We start from the raw sequence: 26,743 nt of genomic DNA on the forward strand, positions 1-26,743 counted from the left end.
TCTATTATTTTTTAAGTTCATTAGTGAAAGAATATGGTGCATCTTCCTTCGTTGTACCACGTTGTTTATTAGGAGTAGGTGCCATATCAAAGCGCAACTGTGCTCCCTTCTGCAAGGTAGGAATATCCAAGTAGTTCTTGGTATACTTCTTCCCATTTACCTTCAAGCTGTTCACATATACATTTTCCTTTTGTTGGTTGGCTGCCGTGATCACGACCTTTTTACCATTTTCTAGATGTAAAGTAACTTTTTTGAACTGAGGCGATCCTAGTGCGTACTGATTAGTACCAGGCGCCACCGGATAAAATCCTAAAGATGAATAAACGTACCACGCTGATGTCTGTCCATTATCCTCATCACCACAATAGCCATCTGGCGTTGGCAAGTACAAGCGATCCATGATCTCGCGTACCCAATACTGTGTTTTCCACGGCGCTGCACTGTAATTATAAAGGTATGGCATATGCTGAATCGGTTGGTTACCATGTGCATATTGACCCATATTCATGATCTGCATCTCGCGCATTTCGTGGATCATGCTACGACTGTTCATTCCTTCATAACTTGGGATCACAAAAACTGTATCAAGCATCGCTGTGAACTCATGATTGCCACCCATCAAATCAATTAACCCCTGAGGATCATGAAATACACAGAAACTCCAATGCCAAGCATTACCTTCCGTGTAATCTCTTGACCAGCCGCTTGGATCAAACGGTGATCGAAATGTGCCATCAGTACTGCGCGCACGCATTAATTTTGTCGAGGGGTCGTACAGGTTTTTATAATTCATTGCACGAGCTTTGTACACCGCTAGCTCGTCTTCGGACTTGCCCAAGGATTTTCCAAATTGGTAGATAGACCAGTCATTAAATGCATATTCTAATGTTCTGGCCACATTTTGAGTGATTTTGCTATCCGTCGGAATATAACCCAATTCGTTGTAAAACGTATATCCTGCTCTGCCTGTAGATGAGTTTGTAGGATGCACGTTGTTAGCTCCATGTTTTACAGCTTCCCACAGCGTATTGTAATCGTATTCTCTCAAGCCGGTCATATATGCATCTGCTACCACAGATGCAGAGTTGTTACCAATCATAGATGCCCTATGCCCTGGACTTGCCCATTCGGGCAGAAAGCCGCTTTCATTATATGCATTGACTAAGCCTTGCTGCATCTGCGTATTCATCGACGGATAAAGCAAATTTAACAAGGGAAATAAGCTCCGAAATGTATCCCAAAAACCAGTATCCGTAAATAAAGGACCTGGCAATACTTGTCCATTATAAGGACTGTAATGCCATTGCTTGCCTTCAGCGTCCCATTCCGAAAAATCCCTCGGGAAAAGTGTAGAGCGGTATAAGCACGAATAAAAAGTACGCAACAAATCCTGCCGATCATCTTCAATCTCCACTCTTCCCAGAACCTCGTTCCAACGATCACGACCCGCTTGGGCGATCGATTCGAAATCGTGATCCTTTACCTCTTTTAGATTGATCGCGGCTTGGTCAAAACTGATGAATGACGAAGCGACTTTAGCAATAACCTCTTCGCCGCGTTTCGTTTTGAAGCCTATAATGGCCCCTGCATGATCGGTAGTGGTGGCATCTTTATTGGCTAGCAATTGCCCATTTTCTACAATCTGTGTGTAAGTAAAGGGTTTATCAAATACAATGATGAAGTAGTTTTTAAAATTTTCGGCTACGCCGCCACTATTGCGTGTTGTGTAGCCTTTAATCATACGTTGCTCTGGCAAAATCTCTACGTGAGATCCTTTATCAAAAGCATCTATCACGACATAAGCACTATCAGTTTCTGGATAGGTTATTCGGAAGATAGCACCGCGTTCGCTGGGTGTTAGTTCGGTCGTAACATCATGATCGGCTAGATATACGCTGTAATAGTAGGGTTTGGCGACCTCGGTTTTGTGCGAAAACCAACTTGCGCGTGCATCTTGATCAAAAACAGGTTGCCCAGTGATGGGCATCAGTGAAAATTGACCATAATCATTATTCCATGGGCTGGGTTGATGTGTTTGCTTGAAACCTTTGATTTTATCGGCTGTGTAGGTGTAGGTCCAACCGTTACCCATGTCGCCAGTCTGAGGTGTCCAAAAGTTCATTCCCCATGGTCTGGCAATAGCGGGATAAGTATTTCCATTGGAAAGCTCATATTTAGACATCGTCCCTATAATAGGATCGGCAAAATCAACAGGTTCAAAAGATTTTGATTTTTTGCTCTGTGCAAATCCTGAACTTATGGACACGAGAGTAAACAGACAAATTAGAACATTTTTTAACCAGAAATTGTATTTCATCATAATAGATTTTAGGCAATAAGCCTCAGTTAGCTAACACGTTTTAGCAATAATAATGAATATACTGCAATTTGTAGGAATTATGCTAATATATTGACGAGCATGTAATAGGGATTTTACACTTATTGCTCGCGATAGCGAATCTATATAGTGCGCAATAGCTACGCATTGTGCTATGGGGTTTTGAAAAGTTACTTATTAGTAATACATGCTGTGAAAAAGTTATGCTTATAAAAGCCCATGCATCAAAAGCCACATCGTTAAACTAAGCTAAGATATTTGCAATTGACCTAATGGTCGCAAAAAATATAATGAATTACAGGAAAGTGCTGGCTAAAATTAAAAGCGACGGCTGATGTGCGCCATTTGTATAGCCGTGACTGCAGCCTCTTCGCCTTTATTGCCATGTTTACCACCTGCTCTATCTAAGGCTTGCTGTTCATTGTCGGTAGTTAGTACACCAAAAATTGCGGGTTTATTGTATTTGATACCAACGTTGGCAACTCCATCGGCAACGGCGTTGCATATAAAGTCAAAATGTTTAGTTTCTCCTTGAATCACACATCCCAGACAAATTACTGCATCGAAACCGTCATTACGCAATGCGATATCAGCACCAGAAATGAGCTCGAAACTACCAGGAACGGGGATAACTTCGATATCTTGTTCTACAACGCCATGCGCCAATAATTTATCTACTGCGCCAGATAACAAAGCACCAGTAATACGCGCGTTCCACTGTGCCACCACGATTGCAATACGAAAACCTGCGGCATTTTCTACTGTTAGATGAGAAAAATCGGATAAATTTTTAAGACTGCTTGACATAGCAACAAATATACGAAAAAGGGCTACTTTTCAGTAGCCCTATATATCATTTGCCTTCGCGAAAATTTATTTTTTCGCTTGTACACGCGCTATATGTCCTTCAACACCCGATGCTTCATTACTTTCTGGAAAATCTTGAAGAATCTTTTCGTAGGTCGATTCTGCGCCTTTGAAATCATTTTGTACTTCGTATACTAATGCAAGCTTTTTCAAGAACAAAGGTGTGGTATAGGAGTTGGTTGATTTCTCCGCTGCTTTTTTGTAGAATTTAGCTGCCTTATCATATATTTTCTCTTCTGAGTACGCATCTCCTAAAAGACCTATTATCAATGGATCGAGCACTTCGCTTCCTGTCTCATTGTATCTTTCTAGATGAGTAATCGCTTCTTTGAAGTTTCGCTGCTTTAAATATAATCCTCCTAAATAAGCGTTAGCCATATTTGCGGAAGTTGTATTTGAATATTCATCTGCTATCTCTTTCAACCCGATCAGCGAACCATCTCCTGCGATCGCCTTTTGTTGCAAGGAATCAATCGTTGCATATTGCTCAGCTTTGAACATCAAGCTAGCTGCTTTTTCTGCTCTTGGTTTCAAATACAAGTATTGATAACCCACATACAGTACGATTAACGCTGCAATACCGGCTACAATAAATACGAGACTTTTAGAGTTGTTTTGTATAAAAGATCCCTTGTTCAATGGGCTCTTTTCTGTATTCTTAATTTCATTCGTTGACATCAGTTCATACTATTTTGGAACGCAAAAATACACTTTTCAAAGTTACATGCAACAAAATCGGCTATAATTTGCAAACTTATTTAACCCAGTACATTATCTTGCTGCTCTTTATCGAGCTGCTCATATACAGAGTTTTGGCTAATAAATTCAGGAACGATAGCTTTCATTTGTCTTACTACTTCGGTTTCATTCTGCGTTTGCAGTTTTTCGAAAAGTATTTGGAGTGATTTTTCTACTACATTAATATCATTCTCTCGCACTTGGGCAATCATGATTTTGCTATGATGCGTTGGCAAGGTATTTTCAAGATCGTTGAGCAACTCTTCGTATAGTTTCTCTCCCGGCCTCAATCCGGTGAATTTTATATCAATTTCTTTGTAAGGTACTCGGCCAGAAAGTTTAATCATCTTCTCAGCAAGATTTACAATCTTAACAGATTTGCCCATATCAAAAACAAATATCTCACCTCCGGCACCCATATTTCCGGCCTCGATCACAAGCTGACATGCTTCTGGTATGGTCATAAAATAGCGCGTAATATCGGGATGCGTCACCGTAACGGGTCCTCCGCGCTCAATCTGATCCCTAAATCGAGGTATAACCGACCCGTTGGATCCGAGCACATTTCCAAACCTTGTCGTGATAAAACGCGTTCGTTGATCTTGCTTCGATTCGGCTAGCTTTTTATCCAATGTCTGCACGTATATTTCTGCAATACGTTTTGTCGTCCCCATTACGTTGGTCGGGTTTACCGCCTTGTCGGTAGAAACAAAAACAAATTTTTGCACTTCATATTCTACAGATAAATTGGCCAAATTATATGTACCGATAACATTAGTCCGAACACCTTCAATTGGATGACTTTCCACCAATGGCACATGTTTGTACGCGGCTGCATGGTACACCACATGAGGTCTAAAAATCTCAAATAGCGCTCGCATCCGATGTATATCGCGCACATCACCGATATATGTATGATATACTTGGTCTTTATACAAATCTTGCAAATCTAACTGCAGATTATGCAGTGGCGACTCCGCTTGGTCGCAAAGAACGATCATCTGCGGCTCAAACTTCCCAAGTTGCTTAGCAATCTCACTACCAATCGATCCTGCCGCACCGGTCACCAGCACTCGCTTGCCTTTTAACTGGTGTAAGATATTTTCATTCGAGATCTGTATTGGTTTACGTTCGAGCAAATCTTCAATTTTGACTTTTTGAATCTGCTTAACCAAAAGATCTCCATTCATAATGCGATCGATCGGTGGCAAGGTCAATACATTCACGCTATGCTCAAGGCAAACGTCTACTGTTCTTTGTTTCGTTTCTACACCTATCTTGTGCGAAGCAAATATGAGTTCATCGATTTGATACTTATGAATCATTTTACTCAAATCACTTGATTGATATATCTTAATGCCATCAATCGATTTGCCAACCTTTTTATCATCATCATCGATGTAGGCTACAATGAGTTTTTCAGCATGGACATCATGGTCGAATGTCCTTTTTACGGCCAAGCCCAAATCGCCCGCGCCATATATCACAATATTCTTAACTTTTCGTTTCGCTAATTTGGTGTATTGGAAGAAGATCTTAATACAGGCACGATATATCGTAAGCCCTGTAAACAAAAACAACCCATAAAGTATCACTAAAGTAATTGGAAGAACCGCGTACCGATCAAGTACTACCGCCCAAAGAAACTTAGTTACTAAAATTATAATAACGCTGAAAAGTACCGAAGATAGGATACGAATAGAATCCGTCGCGCTGGTATAACGAACAATACCCGAATACAACTTGAAGTAATAAAAGGACACAGCCGCAGCTCCCATCATCAAAAAAGCTTCCCAAAACACAACGACATGCGTCATCTGCCCAACTTGAAAAGCACTATATACCAAATAACTAAGGAAAAATGCAATGACCGCAACGGCCATATCAAAGAGGAAAATGATCCACCTAGGAACGATCCTAAAATGTTTGAATGGATTGAAACTTGGCATATACCCTACTTATCTTGTCTACGATTGATTGCCAAGTTACTTATTTATTCCTATTTTTAATGATATTAACAAGGGAAAAAAATGAGCAGTATGGCGAAGATAGCCCACGAAGCTATTTTACAGACGAAGGAAGCTACCGCTATGACGGGCAAAAAGAAGAATTCTCTAAAAATTGGATTGCTTAAGGAGATCACGTTTCAAGAAAATAGGATCGCACTCACACCGCTCTCTGTAGGATTGCTGGTAGAACATGGACATGAAGTGATCTTGGAGTCAGGCGCCGGCAGTGCCTCCAATTTTATGGATCACCATTACAGTGAACAAGGTGCTCAGATCACACAAGATCCGCGAGAAGTCTACCAATCGGATATTCTCATCAAAATTTCGCCTCCGACGCTAGCCGAAGTCGAAAAGATGAAGCCTCGGCAAGTACTATTCTCTTCACAGCAACCTTCGCTCATGGATATTGAAGTATTGAAAGGACTGATGCGCAAGCAGATCACAGCCTTATCTTTCGAATATTTACAAGACGAGGGTTGTCATCTCTCAGTCGTGCGTGCAATGAGCGAAATTGTGGGTACCACTTCTGTCTTAATTGCTGCGGAATACCTAAGCAATGTATTTGATGGGAAAGGGCTAATGCTAGGTGGCGTTACGGGTGTACCGCCGACTGAGATGGTCATAATTGGCGCTGGCACAGTGGGAGAATTTGCTGCACGTACAGCAATTGCACTTGGCGCACAAGTCAAAGTCTTTGATAGCTCAGTTTTTCGATTACGTCGTTTACAAAGTAATGTTGGCAGCCGAGTTTTCACCTCTGTAATTCAGCCCGTAGTCTTGAACAAAGCAGTACAATCTTGTGATGTCGTAATCGGCGCTATGCGCGCAAAGAATGGTCGTGCTCCTTGCCTTATCTCAGAAGAAACCGTTTCAAAAATGAAACCCAACTCCGTGGTAATAGATGTAAGCATTGACCAAGGAGGATGTTTCGAAACATCGGAGGTAACTACACATGACCAACCAACTTTCCGAAAGTACGATGTCATTCATTATTGCGTACCCAATATCGCTTCGCGTGTAGCAAGAACAGCTACGTATGCATTAACCAACATTTTTACCCCCATCCTTCTAGAGATTGGAGAATGTGGAGGCATGAATAATATGATCTGGGCAAACCCTGGTATTCGCAGTGCGATTTACTTATATCATGGCAACCTCACAAACAAAGATATTGCGAATAAATTCAACTTGCCATCAAAAGATCTTAACCTGATAGTAGTATCTAATTTGTAAACTGGAAGTTAGTATGCATACGGCTAAAATAATAGTCACTTCCGTAAACACTCAAATTCATAAATTGAAATAAAGACCTCATGAAATATATCCTTCTAGTCAGCATCTTTCTGATCAACATATGGCATACCGACGCCCAAGACTGGCACACCAAAGTAGGACAAAACGTGCCGTATTTTGAAATCGACACGAAAGATGGCACTAAGAAATCAACAGAAACTTTAAAGGGAAAGGTCGTATTGATTAACTTCTTCGCAACATGGTGCCCACCGTGCAGACAGGAGCTGCCCGAAGTCCAGAAGAAGATATGGGATAAGCACAAGGATCGCCAAGATTTTGAAATAGTTGTGCTTGCGCGCGAACAAGGGTGGGACAAACTCACGCCATTTTTAGAACAATTTGGATACACTTTCCCATTTTATCCAGATTTAAATAGAAAGGTATATAGTTTGTTTGCTACGGATACAATTCCACGCAACGTGATTATTGACCGTGATGGCAAGATCATCTATCAATCCATTGGTTATGAACCGGAGGAATTTGCTCAGATGACCAGTCTTATTCAGCTTCAATTGGATCGATCCAATTAATTTTTTCGCGTCGAATCTCGCACAATCAAGATTGGATCAAGAATGACACGTGTAGTAGATAATCCTACCGGATCAGCAGATTGTAACATCGTAAGAAATAACCTTGCCGACTCCTCTCCCATCTTTTCTGCCTGCTGATCTATTGTTGTAAGTGATGGATTAATGTAGGCTGAAAAGGTTTGGTTGGCAAATCCGACAACACCAATTTCTCCAGAATCAATTTGCCCCTCATTTAATACATTTAATACGCCTAAGGCCGTAAAATCATCACCACCAATAATCGCATCTGGCCGGCGAGGCTGGTTCAACAAATGGCGAGTTGCATTTATCCCTGCTTCAATAGAAATTCCCTCACGAATAACAAGACGAGGATCTACTGACAAGCCATGTTCTTGAAGTGCATGGATATAACCTTCATATCGATCTTCAAAAATCTTGATCGTACTGGCTGTTGAAACATAAGCGATCCTACGATACCCCTGCTTAATCAAATGAGAAGTGGCCAAGTAGCCAGCGCGGTAATCATCAATTGCAACTTTAGGAGCACTAATTCTATCGTCAATCCTATCGAAGACCAGCAATGCCTTATGCTCTTCGTGCACTTTATGCAAATGACTAAAATCTGTAGTTTCCAAAGAAGGTGAAATAATAACGCCATCGACCTGAGCTTCGAGTAATGTAGCAATACCATTCTGCTCAGACTGCAAGGATTCATTACTTTGATAGAGAATTATGGAGTATCCGGCACGCTTAAAGTGTAGTTCAAGAGCAGATATGAAAGAAGAAAAAAAGTGAATTTGCGCACTTGGCACAATTACACCAATTATATAAGTCTTCCCCGAACTCAAGGACGAAGCCACCTTATTTGGACGATAGTTTAGCTCTTCCGCCATCTTCCGAACAGCATCTTTGGTCGTATCGCTGATGAGATCAGAATTATTCAACGCGCGTGAAACGGTAGAAATAGTCGTATTAAGGGCTTTCGCTATATCGTAGATCGTAGTTCTCTTTTTCACTTTAGGTTTATTGGTTTTTTACAAATAATTGTAAATATAAAATAATCTAACTAGATTTATGCAAGCGCTTGCATGCTAACCTAATTGATGACAATATGCTTTTACTTGGAATAGACCTAGGTACATCTTCTATAAAAATATCTGTCGTAGATCACGAAAGTCAGAAAACTCTGGCCTCGGTGAGCTATCCCGACGAAGAAAGTCCTATTCAGTCCGCTCAAGCCGGCTGGGCAGAACAAGATCCTAACATGTGGTGGGAACATATAAAAATGGGCATTCAAAAAGCACACTCCAAAGGTGCTTATAACCCGAACGACATCAAATATATAGGCATTGCCTACCAAATGCACGGATTGGTTCTTCTTGACTCGCAAGGCAATACCCTCCGAAATGCGATTATATGGTGCGATAGCCGAGCCGTGCCGATCGGACAAAAGGCTTTTCGGGAACTTGGTGAACAAGCGATATTGCAAACACACCTAAATTCTCCCGGAAATTTTACAGCATCTAAATTCAAATGGGTGCAGGAAAATGAACCAGAAATCTACCGCAAGACCAAGCACCTATTGCTTCCTGGCGACTTTGTATCGTATCGCCTTACGGGCGAATATTGCACGACACATAGCGCCTTATCCGAAGGCGTGTTATGGGATTTTTCTAAAAATAGCTTATCAAAGACCATACTTGACCACTATAAGTTGGACACTTCGGTGATTCCGGCTATTCATCCCGTTTTTGATGATCACGGACGGATTCTGCCTACAATAGCTGACGAACTGGGATTAGCACACGACGTGCACGTAACTTACAAAGCAGGAGATCAGCCTAATAATGCGCTATCGTTAAATGTAATGCAAGCAGGCGAAGTAGCTGCTACTGCAGGCACTTCAGGCGTTATCTACGGCGTGAGCGATGATTTAGTGTACGACAAACAATCGCGCGTCAATACGTTTGCCCATGTCAACCATCGTGAGGACGCTACGCGTACGGGAGTACTACTATGTATCAACGGGACAGGAATATTGTACAATTGGATACGGAAAATTGCTGGTGGAGGACTTTCCTATGACGAGATCAATCAGATTGCTGCAGAGGCACCGGTTGGAGCTCAAGACCTACGTATCTTTCCTTTCGGCAATGGAGCAGAGCGCATGCTGAATGACCGAATGATACAAGCATCGATCATGGATATCGACTTCAATCGTCACGACAGAGCTTCACTTTTTCGTGCGGCACAGGAAGGGATTGCCTTTGCCTTTCGCTATGGGCTAGATATAATGCGCGAAAATGGCATGATTCCAAAAGTAATCCGTGCCGGACATGCTAATTTGTTTCGAAGTGCTGTTTTCAGATCCTCCTTTGTGGCTACAACCAATACACCATTGGAGCTTTACCAAAATGATGGGAGCGTAGGTGCGGCCTTAGGTGCAGGTATTGGCGCGCACGCATACCGCGATGCTCAAGAAGCGCTGGGCGGATTACAACGCATTGCTGATTTTGCTCCAGAGCCCGTATTATGCGACCAATACGAAGCGCTTTATCAGGGATGGAAAGAAGAACTAATTAAAAAATTAAATATAAAAAAGACAATATGAATGTATTAACAGGTGACAAAGAATTTTTTAAAGACATTAAACAGATCCAGTTTGAGGGACTTGAGAGCGATAACCCCTTGGCTTTCCGTTGGTACAACCCGGAGCAGATCGTAGCAGGTAAGACGATGGCGGAGCATTTTAAGTTTGCTTGTGCGTATTGGCATTCTTTTAATGGAGATGGTGGAGATCCATTCGGTGGCGCTACGCATGTGTTCCCTTGGGATCGCCAAAACGATCCAGTGGCTCGCGCCAAAGATAAGATGGATGCTGCATTTGAATTTATCACCAAATTACAAATTCCTTATTACTGCTTCCACGACGTGGATCTAGTCGACTTTACCAACGATGTGGTGGAAAATGAAAATCGCTTGCAGCAGATCGTAGGTTATGCAAAACAGAAACAACAAGATAGTGGAGTGAAGTTATTGTGGGGTACCGCCAACCTGTTCAGCAATCCTCGTTATATGAATGGTGCAGCAACTAATCCAGATTTTCATGTATTGGCTCATGGAGCAGCGCAAGTAAAAGCAGCATTAGACGCTACGATGGCGCTAGGCGGAGAAAACTACGTCTTTTGGGGTGGCAGAGAGGGTTACATGTCGTTACTCAACACCAATATGAAACGTGAACAAGAGCACTTGGCCAAATTCCTTCACTTATCAAGGGATTATGCGCGTAAAAATGGTTTCAAAGGAACATTTTTCATAGAACCAAAACCTTGTGAACCCTCCAAACATCAGTACGACTATGATGCGGCGACAGTTATTGGGTTCTTGCGTCAATATGATTTACTGGATGACTTCAAACTCAATCTGGAAGTAAATCACGCGACGCTGGCAGGACATACCTTCCAGCATGAGTTGCAAGTAGCTGTAGATGCAGGCTTGCTTGGCTCGATGGATGCTAACCGTGGAGATTATCAAAATGGTTGGGATACGGATCAATTTCCAAACGACATCAATGAATTGACTGAATGCATGTTGATTATTTTAGAGGCCGGCGGATTCCAAGGTGGCGGTGTTAATTTCGATGCTAAAATACGTCGCAATTCAACCGATTTGGCCGACTTGGTACATGCGCATGTGGGCGGTATGGATCTATTTGCTAGAGCTCTCGTGACGGCTGATCGAATCTTATCCAACTCAGATTATCAGAAAATTCGTAAAAATCGCTACAGTTCGTTTGACGGAGGTGAAGGCGCCAAATTCGAGAGCGGTGCACATACTTTAGAAACATTACGCGACTTTGCGGCAGCAAATGGTGAACCCGAGGTAAGAAGCGGCCAGCAGGAGTTCTTGGAGAACCTGATTAACCGATACATCTAAAATCCTATTTCCAGCTACAAATAAAGCGGCTTCACTTGGTGAAGCCCGCTTTATTTGTATTGTGTATATGGAGTATTGCTACTTAATTAGCACTTGTATCACCTGTTGCTGGTGCAGCTGTAGGTGCAGGCGTTTCGTTTGTTGGAAGGTTCAATCCAGGATTATTTTGCATTGGTGCTTCCAATTGATCATTCAATCTTTCGGATGAAGACGATGAGCCACCTGGCCCAACCATATTTAGACCTAAGCAGAAAACCATCAAAGCGATTGCCAATGCCCAAGTTCCTTTTTCCAAGAAATCTCCGGTGCGTTGCACGCCCATAAGGTTAGAACCGCCTGCGAAACCAGAAGATAAACCTCCACCTTTAGGATTTTGTATTAACACGATCAAACCAAGTAATACGCTGGCCAATACAATTAAAATAATGATTAGGGTAACCATACTATATAAATATTAAAATTTTTGCTCTAATTCTTCAATTCGGCTCGCAAAGTACGCTTTTTTTTCTGGATTAATCGAAATTAATTTCCTAAAAACATCGGCAGCTTTGGGATAAAGGCCTTGTTCGATGTAAATATTGGCAAGGGTCTCGGTGACGAGCGAAAAGTGATCCTCCGCGCTTTTTCTTGCTTTATTCTCATTGTTCACGACATCTGGTGTGGGCGGTTGTATCTGAGGTTCTTCGCGAATGAAGCGCTCAATGACTGCATCTGTTTTTTTCGGCATGGACACTTCTACGGTTTTTTGCCGAATAGCAGCGCTCAATTTGTCTTCGGGATTTTGAAGATGGAAGATATTCTCTCTGATTTGATGATCCAATATTGTCTCATCAAACTTGGATGGCACAAACTGCCCATCTGCACGTGTTGTGAGGGTATGACTATTTACAAAAGGTTGATAGGTATCAGCATGCTTTTGCCGTGTTTTGTACAACCACCATCTAAAACTATATGGCATCAACGCATCATCGTATACACTAAGATCCTCTTCACTATTAGCTTCTTCCTTCCTTGCATCAAGAGAGGTCAATGCTGTAGTGGTCTTGGCTGTCGACTCTTCTGCCGCACTTTCCAAGGCAAAGTAGTCCGATGATTGCACTTGCTCCAAAATCAGATCAGCCAACTCATCGTCTGCCTGTTCGATGATCTGCTCGTCTTTTTGAGAGTCGTTAATATCAGCTTCTTGTTCGGCGGGGCTGGCTAGGATTTCGCCCTCCTCAACAATTTCTTGATTTGCTATTTCTGCACGCTGTTCTATCAAATCGTACAGCCAGTAGCGATTATCGGTGTGTATGAGCGCTTTTTGTACGGTATTGTCAACAGTAGTTTGCGTTGTTGACGATTTGGCGTCTTTTCGGCATTGGTATGCAAATACAAGTGCTTGTGCAAATGGATATTCAGATAACAATACCTGAAAGTCGGCCTCCGACACTGCATCTGGCTCTCGTAGTGCCGTGGCAAACAATTGTTTGATATTTGGTGTAGATGCGTGATTCATGACAGGTCTTTAGTTACCAGTTATTGAATGTACGATTATAAATATCTTCAGTGAGCATTAAGATAATCTCCCTAGTTAGTTCTAACTCACTATTTGTATTTACCACCCCTCTGAATTCTCTAAATTGTGTGAAGGATTCTTCAAAGTCACTTTCTCCGGATTCGTCTTTACGATTGGTGTACTTCACCTTAACGGTAATCGACAATCTATTTAGTGCGGCTAGGTTTGAGTTAGCTTCTACACCTGCCGATGTTATCGCATAATTAGTAATTACTCCTTCGAATATAGCATCCCCGTTTTGATCAACTTGATTTAGCCGAGATTGTGTCCTGATCCGCTCTTTTAATCCTTCGGTGAAATCTTGACTGAGGGAGGTAATAACCATAGGTGCTATATTTTCAAAAAACTCGACCGTATAGGTATTCATGTTCTCGGGTATACTTCCTCCACTCAAACTATATTTTACTCCACAGCTCTGTGTGGTCCATATTAATAGCAGCGAAATAGATATGACAGTGAGAATCGATTGATAGTTTCTCATAAAAAGTTAGTCTAAGTTCAAATCCTTAATCTTTCGATACAACGTACGCTCTGAAATGCCCAACTCCTGTGCCGCTGCTTTGCGTTTGCCTTTATGCTTCTTTAGTGCTCGCTTGATAAGATCTGACTCTTTATCCACTAGCGACAAAGACTCTTCCACCTCTTCTACATCTTGCGCATTGTAGCGATATTCACCGTTAGCGGTCTTTGGTCTGTTGGGGTTGTGGATCGTCAATGTGGCTGGCGAAGGCAAGCCGTATTCGTCGCTCATCCGCGCTGCAACATTGCTACTATTCGTATCAATATCTTTATATAGCTGATTAATCACGGGTGAATTTTCTTCGTATGTACGCGGGTTTATCCCATTTTGAATCAGTTCGACGACGAGTTTTTTGAGATCGACCATATCCCTCTTCATGTCAAATAGCACTTTATATAGCAAATCTCTTTCAGAGAAATCGTCTTTATTTTGCTCGTTCACAAAAACTGGCAAATTAGATTGCTTGGCGTCTGTCGGAATATAGTTACTGAGAATGGCCGCATTAATATTGCGCTCCTTTTCCAAAACGGCTACCTGCTCGGCAATATTTTTTAGCTGCCGAACATTGCCTGGCCAATTATAGCTTACTAATAAATCTTGTGCATCGGGTAGCAGTTGAATGCTTGGAGTACGGTATTTGTCCACAAAATCAACCACAAATTTCCGAAATAACAAATAGATATCTTCGGGCCGCTCACGCAAAGCAGGGATCTTCAGCGGAACGGTATTTAGCCGATAATACAAATCCTCTCGAAATTTGCTTTTTTGCACGGCAGTATACATATCTACATTGGTGGCAGCGACTACACGCACATTTGTTTTCTGCACTTTGGAAGAGCCTACGCGAATGTATTCGCCAGATTCCAGAACGCGTAACAGGCGCGCCTGCGTACCCAAAGGCAGCTCACCAACTTCATCAAGAAAAATGGTGCCACCATCTACCACTTCAAAGTAACCTTTGCGTGCTTCGGTAGCTCCTGTGAAAGAGCCTTTCTCATGTCCGAATAGTTCGGAATCAATCGTACCCTCTGGGATAGCACCACAGTTGACTGCGATAAAAGGTCCATGCTTGCGCGAGCTGAGCTGATGAATAATATGCGAAAACACTTCTTTACCAGAACCACTCTCGCCTTGTATAAGTACCGATATATCCGTCGGTGCGACCTGACGGGCAATGTCGAGTGCACGATTCAGCAAAGGCGAATTGCCAATGATCCCAAATCTACTTTTTAAATCCTGATGATCGACCATGTTTACTATTGAGCTTTTAACGCTTTTTTAATGGACAATTTTTCCAATTAATGTTGCTGAAGTACAGCTTTCGACTAAAACATCGACATAATCGCCTGCTTTGAAACGAGCATCTATCGGGAAAACCAGCATCGCATTCTGATCGTTGCGCCCACAATATTGTTGATCAGAGCGTTTGGACAATCCTTCGATAAGTACGCGATGTACCTTACCTACAAATTCTTGTAAACGCTCGTGTCCATGTGTACGTTGCAACGCCACAATTTCTGTTAGTCGGCGTTTCTTGACCTCCTCCGCGATATCGTCTTCAAAACGTTTGGCGGCCAATGTACCAGGCCTTTCTGAATAGGCGAACATATACGCGAAATCATATTTTACGTACTCCATCATAGAAATCGTGTCCTGATGTTCAGCTTCAGTTTCGGTACAGAATCCTGTTATAACATCGGTAGATATAGCACACCCAGGAATAATACGACGGATAGCATCTACACGATCAATATACCATTCTCGGTCATACGTGCGATTCATAATATCCAATATCCTAGAATTGCCTGACTGTACTGGCAAATGAATGTAGTTACAAATATTATCGTACCGAGCAATAGTATGCAACACTTCGTCGGTAATATCTTTTGGATGAGAAGTTGAAAAACGAACACGCAATAGCGGGTTTACATCGGCGACCATCGCTAGTAGCATAGCAAAATTAACTGTTTCGTCGGTCGTTGTTCCATCCTCAGTCTTTTGAGCGTGCTTATACGAATCTACATTTTGCCCTAATAGGGTGACCTCTCTATATCCTGCTTCAAAAAGATTTTTAGCTTCTTGTACGATAGATTGTGGATCACGGCTGCGCTCTCTCCCGCGTGTAAATGGCACTACGCAAAATGAACACATATTGTCACATCCTCGCATAATGGATATGAATGCAGCTACGCCATTTGAATTCAATCGAACGGGATTAATGTCAGCGTAGGTTTCTTCGCGCGACAGCAAAACGTTAACCGCCTTAGCGCCATCATCTACTTTCTCGATGAGATTAGGAAGATCGCGGTACGCATCTGGCCCAACGACGACATCTACCAACTTTTCTTCTTCCAAAAACTTGGCTTTGAGCCGCTCAGCCATACAACCAAGTACACCCACAATCATGCCTGGATTACGAGCCTTTGCTGACTCGAATTCTTTCAGTCTATTCCGAACGCGTTGTTCGGCATTTTCGCGTATAGAGCACGTATTTATAAACACGACATCCGCATCTTTGAAATCTTTGGTGGTCTCAAAACCATGATCAATCAAGATGGATGCAACAATCTCACTGTCCGAAAAATTCATCTGACAACCGTAACTCTCGATATACAGTTTTCGCCCATTGCTAGCGCCAGTAGGCAGCATATCTAGGGCTTCGCCCTGGCGAGTTTCATCGTGTGTTTTGGTTGTATGTAATAAGTCTAACATGTCTATTTCTCAAAGAAACAAAGTTAAGAATTAAATCTTACAATGCGTGACAAGATGTCATCCACAAGAGCATGTTGCATATCGGTTTAATGTTTTTTATTTTAGCATAAAAAAAGTAGTTATGAAAAAAATATTATCAGCATGTATCGCCATGTTAGCAATGGTGTCTGGGGCTTCGATCGCGCAAGCTCAAGCAAAATTGCCGCCAGCAAGTAGCACACAGGAAGTTTCGCAAGGACTCGGAATTAGCAAAATATCGCTCGTTTATCAACGGCCAAATAGCAATGGTCGTACTATTTTTGGCGGATTGGTACCGTATGGCGAAGTATGGCGTACTGGTGCAAACAATGCGACTGCGATTACCTTCGATAGCGAAGTAACGATTGATGGCAAAACTGTTCCTGCCGGAACGTACGGTTTGTTCACTATACCTACTAAAGATGAATGGACGATCATTCTTAACAAAACGGCGGAGCAATGGGGAGCGTATACCTACAAACAGGAAGATGATATCCTTCGCTTTACCACAAAACCAAACAAGCTAAACGAGAAAGTAGAGACATTCAGCATCAACTTCATCAATGTGACCAAAAATAGCTTGGATGTAGTGTTGAGCTGGGAAAATATCGCTGTTCCGTTCACCGTATCGGTCGATCAGACCAAAGAGATCATGGCATCTTTGGAAGCGGCGATGCAGGGAGAGAAGAAGCCTTACTTTCAAGCGGCACAATATTATTTCCAAAACAACCTAGATATTCAAAAAGCTGTTGAGTGGATTGAACAAGCTGATAAAGGAAATACGAAAGCGCCACACATTAAATATTGGAAAGCACAAATACTAACGAAAGCGGGCGACAAAGCTGGTGCTGCCAAAGCGGCTCAGGAAGGAATTGATATGGCTACTCAGGCGAATAATTCAGAATACATTAGGTTGAATACTGACGCGCTTAAGGCAGCGAAGTAATTCTCTAACAATATTAAAGCCGTCTATAAAATTTGGTCGTTAGGCCGTTTTTATAGGCGGCTTCTGTATTACATACTACTACGATCTTATAATTCTTCTTTGAGAATAGCTTCCAACTCTTCTGCCGAAAGGTTCATATTCACGTTGCCGTCTTTGGCAAAAGAAATTTCCCCAGTTTCTTCGGATACGATAACAGATACGGCCTCTGAAACTTCTGTAACGCCAATAGCTGCGCGATGGCGAAGACCAAATTGTGGAGGCAAATCTTCACTATCAGATAAAGGTAGTACTGAACTCGCCGTCATGATCCTAAAGTCAACAATCACGACAGCGCCATCGTGTAGTGGGGAATTCTTAAAAAAGATAGATTCTAACAGGCGTTTGGAAATAGGAGCATCAATGTATTCGCCGCTGGACTGATAGTACTCTTCATCAAAATGGCGGGAGAATACCATCAAAGCTCCGGTTTGTGACTTAGACAAACTACGGCATGCATCAACAATCGGTTTAATCAATTCTGTGCGATCGCCCTCCACCGCACGCCTTGCACCAAAGAAAGACCAGATAACCTTCTTGCGCCGCATGGAGATATTTTTACCTATATGAAGTAGAAAGCGTCGAATTTCCTGCTGGAATACCACAATTAGCGCGATGGAGCCGACGGATATAAAACCACCAAAAATCTCGGTAAGCAGTCGCATTTCCAATTGCTTTACTACCAGGTAAATACCATAAAACAGGCCAACACCGATCAGGATATTGACCGCTATGGTTCCTTTTATCAAACTATAAACATAGTAAATGATAATGGCCACCAGCAAAATGTCGATAAAATCGAACCATCGGAAACCACTAAGTAGGTTAAAATCCATCCTTTGCATATACTCTGCAATTTAACGAATATTCTGCAACCTGTACTACTTCACAACAGATTTAGACTACTACCAGCCATTTTTTATTAACTATCTTTGTGAGACAACAAGTTTTTCGTTCATGACAAGATTATCAGTAAATATTAACAAGATAGCGACATTGCGCAATGCACGTGGCGGCAATATTCCTAATGTACTCACTACCGCTATTGCCTGCGAACGCTACGGCGCACAAGGAATTACTGTGCACCCGAGGCCTGATGAACGCCATATACGTTATCAGGACGTGTATGATTTAAAAAAAGAAATACAGACCGAATTTAATATAGAAGGTAACTGCCAAGAAGATAAATTTGTGCAGCTAGTGTTGGCCAACAAACCAGCGCAGGTGACGCTTGTACCAGATGCAAATGCACAAATCACTTCTAACCACGGCTGGGACACGATAAAAAACAAAACATACTTGCGCGATATGGTTAGCCAATTTAAGCAAGAAGGTATTCGCGTATCTCTTTTTGTAGATCCTGTTGAAGAAATGGTGGAAGCCGCAGCAGAAACAGGTGCCGATCGTGTTGAGCTCTATACAGAAGCATATGCCTCAGAATATGGCTACGATAAAGAAAAAGCGATTGAACCTTACTTTAAGGCGGCAGTAAAAGCGCGTGAAGTAGGTTTGGGACTGAATGCCGGTCATGACCTTGACTTGCATAATCTCGCGTTCTTTAATGAGCGCATTCCAGGTTTATTAGAAGTTAGTATCGGACATGCACTCATCGCTGACGCTTTATTTCTCGGACTTGAAGAAACCATTAAAAGGTATCTGGCGGCGCTCAAAGCATAAAAACGGTTGTTCCTTTTTCTACAAAACGCAAAGGCGTGAAGATTTAGTCTTCACGCCTTTGCGTTTTGTAGGACTTTGGTGATGCGAGCATCACCAGCAAAATAGGTTAATTAATACCTCTAAAAATTCTATTCCAACGAATTTTAGATAGAAAACTTCCATCTTCGTCGTAACTCATGAAGGTGAGTACAGCTTTTCCGACGATATGATCTTCTGGAACGAACCCCCATCCACGCGAATCTAAGGAGTTGTGGCGATTATCGCCCATCATCCAGTAATAATCCATATTAAAGGTATAGCTATCTGCTAATTTTCCATTGAGATAAAGTCCGTCGGCACGCTCTTCCAATGTATTTCCTTCGTATACGGTGATCGCTCGGCGGTACAATGGCAATGTTTTGTTATCGAGCTTCACAGTCCATCCTTTTTTAGGAATAGTGAATGGGCCGAAGTTATCGTAGTTCCAGACTGTACCATCTTTATAGAAAGGAAATGCTTGAGCCATTTCAGAGTTATCATCTGGGCCATATACTTGTTCGATGACTTCTTTCACATTGCTCCACTGGCGAACTTCCTCGGCTTCTTCACGGGTTATGTGCAGTACATAGACACCACGCGAGGGGTCGTTGAGATAAGTACTTAATTCATACCGTTTGTCGACTAATCGATTCAGGTCCAAGCCATAAGGCTGCTCGGTAACGACGATAAAACTTGGTTGTAAATTTTCGCTTTCGTAACCCACCTCGCCATTTACGAAGAGCTGCGCGCCTTTCATCGTTAGTACATCGCCTGGCATACCTACACAGCGTTTGATATAATTTTCGCGTTTATCGACAGGTCTTTCGAAAGGTGCATCTGCGTCCATAGGATAGTTAAATACAACGACATCATTCCTTTTAATTTCTTGAAATCCAGGAAGTCGTTTGTAGGGTAACTTGATCCACTCCGAATAGGCTTTTCCTCCGGTAATGGGCATGGTATGATGCGCAAATGGAAATGCCAATGGCGTCATCGGGATACGTGCACCGTAATTTAATTTGCTAACAAATAAAAAATCTCCAATCAATAAGCTGCGCTCCATGGAGCCCGTCGGTATGACATAAGGCTCAATCAGAAAGCTCCGAATTAAAGAGGCGGCCACCGTGGCAAAAATAATGGCATCTGTCCACTCTCTAACAGCAGACTTCTTGTAGGGATATTTTTTCTTAAATTCTTCGGTGTTGGATGGCCCGAGGTATTTTACAGTAGCATCGTTGCCCCACATTGGCAATACAATAAAGGGCACTAATACCGCAGCGGCTGTTTCCCAGAAACGACGTTTGCCAAAGCTCTTTAATAAATCGAAATACAATCCGAAAAACACAAATACATTGACGATCGGCACTAATAACCAGAGCACCCACCATCGTGGTCGAGCAACAAGATCGGCAAATATGACCTCTCTGTAAAATGGTACAAAGGCTTCCCATCCCTGCTTGCCTGCTTTTCTAAACAGTAAAAAGAGGCCGTACCAAGAGACAATTTGAAATAGGCCAAATAAAATATAATAGATCATGTATATTACTTATTAAAGTCAAACATTTCGGTGACTTGATAGAATCCTTTTCTACCTACCAGCCATTCTGCTGCCACAACGGCGCCTAGTGCAAACCCATCGCGGCTGTGTGCTGTATGCTTAAACTCGATCTGATCTACTTCTGAGCTATACAGCACGGTGTGCGTGCCGGGTACTTCTTCGAGCCGCAAACTTTCGATTAGCAATTCGTCTTTCGCTGGAATTACTTCTTCTCCGGATCCCTCTACGCGATTCACCCATTTATCTTTCTCGACATATGCATCCAAGATTCCTTCTGCAATCGTGATCGCGGTACCGCTTGGCGCATCGAGCTTATGGATATGATGTATCTCTTCCACTTGCGCATCATATTGTTTGTAGGGGCTAATTGCTCTTGCCAAAAGCCGGTTAACGTGAAAAAACACATTTACTCCTATGCTGAAGTTAGAACCATAAAGCATGGCTTGATTCGTTTGATTACAGATGGCTTTTATCTCTTCAAGCCGATCGTACCAACCAGTAGTTCCTACAACGATGGGTAAGTTAATATCAAAACACAGATGAATATTGTCTAAAGCGGCATCGGGAGTACTAAAGTCAATAGCCACATCTGCGTCGACCAAATCTTTGGCATTGATTTGATCTCGATTGTTAGCATCGATAGTCCACACGATTTCGTGCCCTCTTTTGATTGCATACCGTTCGATGAGTTGCCCCATTTTACCGTACCCTAATAATCCAATTTTCATTTTTATAGTATAATTGGTTAAAATTTTAATTCAAATTCACTGTTAATTTTAAACCTGGAGTGAACAATGCGGTGGCACCCATACGCGAATTACCAGATAAGTTACCAGAATAATTCGGAATCATTGTAGGCGTCACCCTGAAAGACAAATCGTCGCTGATATTCCAGCGATTGCTCAACATAGAATTCACATAGGCTTCTACCACATTCAATCCATACCAACCTAGGGTAGCTAATACGACAATATCGCGATTACGCCTCATATTATCACGCTGCCTTATAAGTGCCTGCTCTGAGCCGGCTGGAACATTTCCCAGTGGGCCATCGGAAGGCTCTTTATTATTGTTGAAACGAAATTGCAACTCTGTTTGATATTCTCTATAAAAAAAATTCCAGTAATCAAAGGTGAGATATCCAGCTACTAAGCCACCATAGATAACTGGCACTTTGACCCACCACAAACCTCCGTTGGTATACTGCCCCCAGCCTGGCAAAATCGCAGAACGGCGCCATGCAACACGAGACACCCGTTCGATTTCTAACCGAGCCGAATCTTTCAAAACGCCCTTAAAATAGTATTTATCGCGTTCCTTTTCTTCCCTAGTACGCGCGCGCCTTTCTGCACGTGATTCTTTTTTCTCAACATTAGCTCTTACAGAGTCTGCCAAGATGCTATTGGCCATACTATCGGCCGTGCGGATAATACTGTCGCGATCTTGTGCCTGCACGCTTCCCCAGCACAGCACAGTAAACAATAAGAGGCCAAGATAGCGCATATATTTACCAATCAAGCAACTCCAAAATACGGCCAAGATCATCTTCTGAGTCAAATGGGATTTCAATCGCTCCTTTTCCTTTACTGTTTTTCATATTAAGCTTTACACTTGTCGCGAAGCGTGAAGCCAAATCATCTTGTATCTTTTGGTATTGAAAATTTAAGGTTTTTTTAGCGCCTTCTGCATTTTGTTTGCCTTCGCCCTCTGGCTGGCCCTGCTGGATAGCACGGACTAGTTCTTCAGCTTTGCGAACGGACAAACCTTGCTCCACAATTTGCTGAAAAACGAAAAGTTGTTTTTCCTCGTCGGCAATATTAATGAGCGCACGCGCATGCCCCATGGATAATTGACCATCCCGAATCGCAGCCTGTATGACCGGAGGTAATTTTAGTAATCGCAGATAGTTGGTAACTGTACTTCTGTTTTTAGAAACACGTTCTCCAAGCTCTTCTTGTTTTAGATCACATTCCTCAATCATCCGTTGAAAGCTTAGGGCGACTTCCATTGCATTCAGGTTTTCACGCTGAATATTTTCGATCAATGCCATTTCTAGCATCTGCTGATCGTTTGCGGTACGTACGTAGGCTGGTATCGCTGTGATGCCCGCCAACTTCGAAGCACGTAGCCTACGCTCTCCACTAATCAATTGGTAAGCGTCTTTACTCATCTGCCGAACGGTGATGGGTTGAATAAGGCCTTGTAATTTGATCGATTCGGAAAGCTCTTGCAGAGCTACTTCATCAAATTCAGTACGTGGCTGAAACGGATTAATCGTTATTTGACCTACTTCGATAAAGTTAATTCCGCCAACGGGCTTTTCATCCGATTGTTTATCCACTCGCTCAGCGTTCACTTTTGGAGCGGATTGCCCTCTATTAATATCTTCATCTTGAAGCAAAGCACCTAGACCCTTCCCCAATCCTATTTTTCGCTGTTGTGCTGCCATATCTTTTCTAAACTATCGCTGACTCTTTATTTTCTACAGACAAAAGGCCGTTTTTTTGTAAAATTTCACGGGCCAGATTCAGGTAATTTATCGCTCCTTTACACGATGCGTCGTGCATGATGACCGATATCCCATAACTTGGCGCCTCACTCAAACGTGTATTTCGCTGAATGATCGTATCAAATACCAGATCGGTAAAGTGCGTACGCACTTCTTCTACCACCTGATTGGACAGGCGAAGTCGCACGTCGTACATGGTTAGCAAAATACCTTCTATTTCTAGCGCGGTGTTTAATCTATTTTGCACGATTTTGATCGTGTTGAGCAACTTACCTAATCCTTCCAAGGCAAAATATTCACATTGCACTGGTATGATCACCGAATCTGACGCGGTCAATGCATTAATGGTAATCAATCCTAATGAAGGTGAACAATCGATAATAATGAAATCGTAATCATCCTTGATCTGATCGAGTACGTGCTTCATGCGGTACTCGCGCTCATTGAGATTGATCATCTCAATTTCCGCTCCTACCAAATCGATATGTGCCGGCAGGAGATCCAAGTGCGGTGTTTCGGTTTGCCTGATCGCATCTCGCGGAGCTATATCATTTACCAAACACTCGTACACACTGGCCTTGATCTCCCGTGGATCAAAACCTATTCCTGATGTAGAGTTTGCCTGCGGATCGGCGTCGATGAGTAAGGTTTTATATTCTAATACTGCCAGACTAGCAGCAAGATTGATTGCGGTTGTTGTCTTCCCAACACCACCTTTTTGATTTGCAATGGCAATAATTTTTCCCATATTGATGATTACCTATAACTGAGTATGAATCTAACAATTCTACAGCCACATGCTAGCAAGATAACATTCTCCTGATTTTGATCCTACTTAAAACATGTTAAATTTGCTACTTTTGTGAGCTCAGAAAGCTTCACATCTCAGGACGCTAAGTTAGCAAAAAATTAGCTGTAGTCCGACATTTGATTAGCGCATTTACCGGCAAAAAACACCAAGTCATACACATGGATTTAATCATCGTAGGAACAAATCGCCCCAAAAATAATTCGGCGCGTGTAGCGCAATACTATCAGGATGAATTACGTAAAAAGGGCCAACTTTGGGACATTCTTTCCTTAGACAGCCTGCCTGACGATATGATTGTATCTGATCTATACGGTCGCCGCAGTACTACTTTTGCCGCTATTCAAGAGGCCATATCTTCTGCGAAGCGATTCATATTTATGATTCCAGAATATAATGGCAGCTATCCGGGCATTCTTAAAGTATTTATGGATGCTTGCGCTTATCCAGCTTCATTTCACCACAAAAAAGCGGCACTAGTCGGCATATCCACCGGAAAATACGGCAATGTACGTGGTGTCGATCACTTTACAGGCGTGTGTCATTACATGCGTATGCACGTGATGCCTTTAAAGATCCACATTGCACACATCCAGAATGAGCTGAATGAGCAGGGCGGTTTTATAGATCCGTTAACGGAAAAGTATGTTCAAGAGCAATTGGCCGATATCGAACGTTTATAAATCTCCTTTGATAATGCTGGTCAGCAAATCTTCGATAGAATGCTTAAACTTATACTCGTCAAACACTTGCTGATTAAGGAGATGGCTATTCTCTTCGTACAAGAAGATGCTCCAAGCGTTGTTCTTGTATTCCAATGCTGATAGATTTTCGATCCAGTCACCAGAATTCATGTACACGCAAGAACCTTTTTTGGTTTTTACCTCTTGAATGGTCGGGTGGTGGATATGTCCACAAATGACGTAGTCATAGTGATTTTCAATGGCTAACTCAGAAGCTGTCTTTTCAAAATCGGAGATAAACTTTACCGCTTTTTTGACGGAGTTTTTGATGCGCTTGGAGAGCGAATATTTCTCACGACCCATACGCACTAGCACGGCGTTGATGAGCGTATTGAGCTGAATGAGACGATCGTACCCCCAGCCTCCAAGCTTAGCAATCCATTTGGAATGTTGAATCGAAGCATCGAATACATCGCCGTGAAATATCCACGTTTTATACCCATTTACATCGAGCAGTAATTTGTTGGCAAACTGGATTTTTCCAAAATGCATCGGCCCAAATTTGCGCAACATTTCATCATGATTACCTGTAATGTATACGACCTGACAACCCGAGTAGGCCATATCTAACAAACATTTGAGCACGCGGAAATGTGATTCGGGAAAATAACTTTTCTTAAACTGCCAGATATCGATAATATCTCCATTTAGGACCAAATAATTCGGTTTGATAGAGTGTAGGTACTGGAGCAGCTCATCTGCTCTACAACCATGCGTACCTAAATGAATGTCGGATATGACGGCAATATCTACGGCTCTTCTCATGTGGTGTTTTTACAAAGAAACAACCGCACTATTAAGCCATCATTCTCAGAGAGTTAAGATTTTATAAAGAATCGGTCAAGCTACGCTGCCATTTTTCGGGCGCCTCATCACGCTGCAAGTACAGCATGGCGGTAGCTCGCGCATCGGACAAGGGATCATGATGCTTTAATGGTATGTCCATAATCTTGCAACATACGTTTAGTTTAGTTCGAGCAAATCCTAATTGTTGATAGAGGATATTTGTACAAAGCCACTGATCGCTAATATTCAAATCTTCATATCGCAAGCCATAGTATTTCATAGTCTGCTTCAAGACAGACCGATCAAATTTTTCGTTGTGCGCTACCATATCACGCCCCGCGAGTAACGGTGCCAGTTCGCTGTACAGCTCGTCGAATGTCGGCGACTCGGCCGTGTCTTTCGGTTTGATGCCATGTACACGAGTGGTCTGCCACATATATTTGTTATTGGGAGGCTTTACCAAGCTGAAGTACTCTTGGGTGATTATGCCATCATCGACCCGAACCACGCCTACAGCACAAATGCTATTATAATCTGCAGTGGCCAATTCAAAATCGATTGCTGTAAAACTTAACATATACTATTATTGTGCTGCAAAGATAGGCCTTTTTCTACGAAACACATACGGTGCGGCATACAACGCGAATGTCTTCGCTCCGATTTTGAGCAGGATTAAAATCCGTCTTACTATATTAATTCTTATCTTAGCGCCGAAATAGCACCTGTGGTGCTACATGATGCTCATGAAGATAAATCGCTCGTTTCTCGCCTATGTACAATTGGTACTCTTATGTGCCATTTTGACGAGTAATGCGCTATTTATGCATAGCCACGTGTCGCATGGTCACTTGGTGATGCACGTGCATCCTTTTGCTCTCGACGAACTTGGTGACGTGGCTTCTCACGATCACGATGACGATGAGATGATCTTTTATGATTTTCTCGCTCATCAAGGAATCGTACAGATGGAACCATTCGCTGGCGTGATCGGATTGAGCGCAACGGCTTACAGCTGTTATCAAGCTCCGATACGCAATGAGCAGATCGAGTGCCATCAATACCACGATGCGCCAAGCCTACGTGGGCCACCATATTTTTCCTAATCTACCTTTTTACAGAATTGCGAAAACTAAGCGATAGTTC

General features: G+C 42.4%; 26 protein-coding genes. 8 read left to right on the forward strand and 18 right to left on the reverse strand.

Translation table 11 applies throughout. The annotated features are described in order from the left end of the window. Positions 1–4: 4 nt before the first annotated feature. From A0125_RS13965 to A0125_RS13980, 4 genes are all read right to left on the reverse strand, one after another. Complete coding sequence (locus A0125_RS13965) at positions 5–2,317, reverse strand: GH92 family glycosyl hydrolase (protein WP_066757718.1); 2,313 nt, start codon at positions 2,315–2,317, stop codon at positions 5–7. A gap of 339 nt (positions 2,318–2,656) precedes the next feature. Beyond that, on the reverse strand, positions 2,657–3,145 hold the full coding sequence (gene ribH / locus A0125_RS13970; RefSeq protein WP_066757595.1) for a 6,7-dimethyl-8-ribityllumazine synthase: 489 nt from the start codon (positions 3,143–3,145) through the stop codon (positions 2,657–2,659). A gap of 66 nt (positions 3,146–3,211) precedes the next feature. Then, positions 3,212–3,883 carry a tetratricopeptide repeat protein gene (locus A0125_RS13975; protein ID WP_066757597.1) on the reverse strand — a complete coding sequence of 224 codons (672 nt, stop codon included), beginning with the start codon at positions 3,881–3,883 and terminating at the stop codon, positions 3,212–3,214. Between the two features lie 80 nt (positions 3,884–3,963). After that, complete coding sequence (locus A0125_RS13980; protein WP_066757599.1) at positions 3,964–5,892, reverse strand: polysaccharide biosynthesis protein; 1,929 nt, start codon at positions 5,890–5,892, stop codon at positions 3,964–3,966. An 81-nt stretch (positions 5,893–5,973) separates the two neighbouring features. Between A0125_RS13980 and A0125_RS13985 the strand changes: the two genes are divergently transcribed. Together A0125_RS13985 and A0125_RS13990 are read left to right on the forward strand one after the other, a co-directional pair. Next, on the forward strand, positions 5,974–7,185 hold the full coding sequence (locus A0125_RS13985) for an alanine dehydrogenase (RefSeq protein ID WP_066757601.1): 1,212 nt from the start codon (positions 5,974–5,976) through the stop codon (positions 7,183–7,185). A gap of 80 nt (positions 7,186–7,265) precedes the next feature. Further along, a complete protein-coding gene (locus tag A0125_RS13990) occupies positions 7,266–7,775 on the forward strand; it encodes a TlpA family protein disulfide reductase (RefSeq protein ID WP_082785044.1) in 510 nt (169 codons plus the stop codon). On the opposite strand, the gene A0125_RS13995 is transcribed toward A0125_RS13990, so the two are convergent. Beyond that, positions 7,772–8,791 carry a LacI family DNA-binding transcriptional regulator gene (locus A0125_RS13995; RefSeq protein ID WP_066757604.1) on the reverse strand — a complete coding sequence of 340 codons (1,020 nt, stop codon included), beginning with the start codon at positions 8,789–8,791 and terminating at the stop codon, positions 7,772–7,774. The two genes, A0125_RS13990 and A0125_RS13995, sit on opposite strands and share 4 nt — an antisense overlap. A 95-nt stretch (positions 8,792–8,886) precedes the next feature. Between A0125_RS13995 and A0125_RS14000 the strand changes: the two genes are divergently transcribed. Together A0125_RS14000 and xylA are read left to right on the forward strand one after the other, a co-directional pair. Further along, on the forward strand, positions 8,887–10,386 hold the full coding sequence (locus A0125_RS14000; protein WP_066757607.1) for a xylulokinase: 1,500 nt from the start codon (positions 8,887–8,889) through the stop codon (positions 10,384–10,386). Beyond that, complete coding sequence (xylA, locus tag A0125_RS14005) at positions 10,383–11,711, forward strand: xylose isomerase (RefSeq protein ID WP_066757610.1); 1,329 nt, start codon at positions 10,383–10,385, stop codon at positions 11,709–11,711. Before A0125_RS14000 ends, xylA begins: the two co-directional genes overlap by 4 nt. Before the next feature lie 82 nt (positions 11,712–11,793). On the opposite strand, the gene secG is transcribed toward xylA, so the two are convergent. From secG to miaB, 5 genes are read right to left on the reverse strand one after another with little or no spacing between them, the layout of a single operon-like run. Then, positions 11,794–12,153 (reverse strand): preprotein translocase subunit SecG, encoded by a 360-nt coding sequence (gene secG / locus A0125_RS14010; RefSeq protein ID WP_066757614.1) that lies wholly within the window; start codon positions 12,151–12,153, stop codon positions 11,794–11,796. Between the two features lie 12 nt (positions 12,154–12,165). Continuing rightward, positions 12,166–13,209 (reverse strand): hypothetical protein, encoded by a 1,044-nt coding sequence (locus A0125_RS14015; RefSeq protein ID WP_066757617.1) that lies wholly within the window; start codon positions 13,207–13,209, stop codon positions 12,166–12,168. A gap of 13 nt (positions 13,210–13,222) precedes the next feature. Further along, positions 13,223–13,750, reverse strand: coding sequence for an LPS assembly lipoprotein LptE (gene lptE, locus A0125_RS14020; RefSeq protein ID WP_066757619.1), 528 nt, complete (start codon positions 13,748–13,750; stop codon positions 13,223–13,225). 6 nt (positions 13,751–13,756) lie between these two features. Next, positions 13,757–15,040 (reverse strand): sigma-54 interaction domain-containing protein, encoded by a 1,284-nt coding sequence (locus A0125_RS14025; protein WP_066757622.1) that lies wholly within the window; start codon positions 15,038–15,040, stop codon positions 13,757–13,759. 27 nt (positions 15,041–15,067) lie between these two features. Next, on the reverse strand, positions 15,068–16,501 hold the full coding sequence (miaB, locus tag A0125_RS14030) for a tRNA (N6-isopentenyl adenosine(37)-C2)-methylthiotransferase MiaB (protein WP_066757626.1): 1,434 nt from the start codon (positions 16,499–16,501) through the stop codon (positions 15,068–15,070). Positions 16,502–16,622: 121 nt separating this feature from the next. Here miaB and A0125_RS14035 point away from each other — a divergent pair, with 121 nt between their 5' ends. Then, positions 16,623–17,465 (forward strand): DUF2911 domain-containing protein, encoded by an 843-nt coding sequence (locus A0125_RS14035; protein WP_066757629.1) that lies wholly within the window; start codon positions 16,623–16,625, stop codon positions 17,463–17,465. An 86-nt stretch (positions 17,466–17,551) separates the two neighbouring features. Here the strand turns inward: A0125_RS14035 and cdaA are convergent, their stop codons facing one another. Next, positions 17,552–18,337: a diadenylate cyclase CdaA gene (cdaA, locus tag A0125_RS14040; RefSeq protein WP_082785045.1), complete on the reverse strand. Its 786-nt coding sequence runs from the start codon at positions 18,335–18,337 to the stop codon at positions 17,552–17,554. Positions 18,338–18,458: 121 nt separating this feature from the next. On the opposite strand from cdaA, the gene A0125_RS14045 reads away from it, so the two are divergent. Then, positions 18,459–19,178, forward strand: coding sequence for a pyridoxine 5'-phosphate synthase (locus A0125_RS14045; protein ID WP_066757635.1), 720 nt, complete (start codon positions 18,459–18,461; stop codon positions 19,176–19,178). Positions 19,179–19,284: 106 nt separating this feature from the next. Here the strand turns inward: A0125_RS14045 and lepB are convergent, their stop codons facing one another. Genes lepB through A0125_RS14070 form a run of 5 tightly spaced genes read right to left on the reverse strand, consistent with a single transcriptional unit; the run spans position 19,285 to position 24,011 of the window. Next, positions 19,285–20,733 (reverse strand): signal peptidase I, encoded by a 1,449-nt coding sequence (lepB, locus tag A0125_RS14050; protein WP_066757638.1) that lies wholly within the window; start codon positions 20,731–20,733, stop codon positions 19,285–19,287. Positions 20,734–20,738: 5 nt separating this feature from the next. Next, on the reverse strand, positions 20,739–21,482 hold the full coding sequence (gene dapB / locus A0125_RS14055) for a 4-hydroxy-tetrahydrodipicolinate reductase (RefSeq protein ID WP_066757641.1): 744 nt from the start codon (positions 21,480–21,482) through the stop codon (positions 20,739–20,741). A gap of 25 nt (positions 21,483–21,507) precedes the next feature. Next, positions 21,508–22,299, reverse strand: coding sequence for a DUF5683 domain-containing protein (locus A0125_RS14060; protein WP_066757644.1), 792 nt, complete (start codon positions 22,297–22,299; stop codon positions 21,508–21,510). Then, a complete protein-coding gene (locus A0125_RS14065) occupies positions 22,262–23,203 on the reverse strand; it encodes a ParB/RepB/Spo0J family partition protein (protein WP_066757647.1) in 942 nt (313 codons plus the stop codon). The genes A0125_RS14060 and A0125_RS14065 overlap by 38 nt, the downstream gene beginning before the upstream one ends. Before the next feature lie 7 nt (positions 23,204–23,210). Then, positions 23,211–24,011: a ParA family protein gene (locus tag A0125_RS14070; RefSeq protein ID WP_066757650.1), complete on the reverse strand. Its 801-nt coding sequence runs from the start codon at positions 24,009–24,011 to the stop codon at positions 23,211–23,213. A 221-nt stretch (positions 24,012–24,232) separates the two neighbouring features. On the opposite strand from A0125_RS14070, the gene A0125_RS14075 reads away from it, so the two are divergent. Continuing rightward, entirely contained in the window at positions 24,233–24,754 is a 522-nt protein-coding gene (locus A0125_RS14075) for an NADPH-dependent FMN reductase (RefSeq protein WP_066757653.1), read from the forward strand. On the opposite strand, the gene A0125_RS14080 is transcribed toward A0125_RS14075, so the two are convergent. Together A0125_RS14080 and A0125_RS14085 are read right to left on the reverse strand one after the other, a co-directional pair. After that, complete coding sequence (locus A0125_RS14080) at positions 24,749–25,579, reverse strand: UDP-2,3-diacylglucosamine diphosphatase (RefSeq protein WP_066757655.1); 831 nt, start codon at positions 25,577–25,579, stop codon at positions 24,749–24,751. The two genes, A0125_RS14075 and A0125_RS14080, sit on opposite strands and share 6 nt — an antisense overlap. 61 nt (positions 25,580–25,640) lie before the next feature. After that, the gene (locus A0125_RS14085; protein ID WP_066757657.1) at positions 25,641–26,177 is read right to left on the reverse strand and encodes a 3'-5' exonuclease; all 537 of its coding nucleotides are present in this window, start codon (positions 26,175–26,177) and stop codon (positions 25,641–25,643) included. 166 nt (positions 26,178–26,343) lie between these two features. Here A0125_RS14085 and A0125_RS14090 point away from each other — a divergent pair, with 166 nt between their 5' ends. Next, positions 26,344–26,703, forward strand: coding sequence for a hypothetical protein (locus A0125_RS14090; protein ID WP_156472560.1), 360 nt, complete (start codon positions 26,344–26,346; stop codon positions 26,701–26,703). The last annotated feature ends 40 nt before the right edge of the window (positions 26,704–26,743 follow it).

Source organism: Sphingobacterium populi (genome assembly GCF_001586775.1).
GTDB lineage: Bacteria > Bacteroidota > Bacteroidia > Sphingobacteriales > Sphingobacteriaceae > Sphingobacterium > Sphingobacterium populi.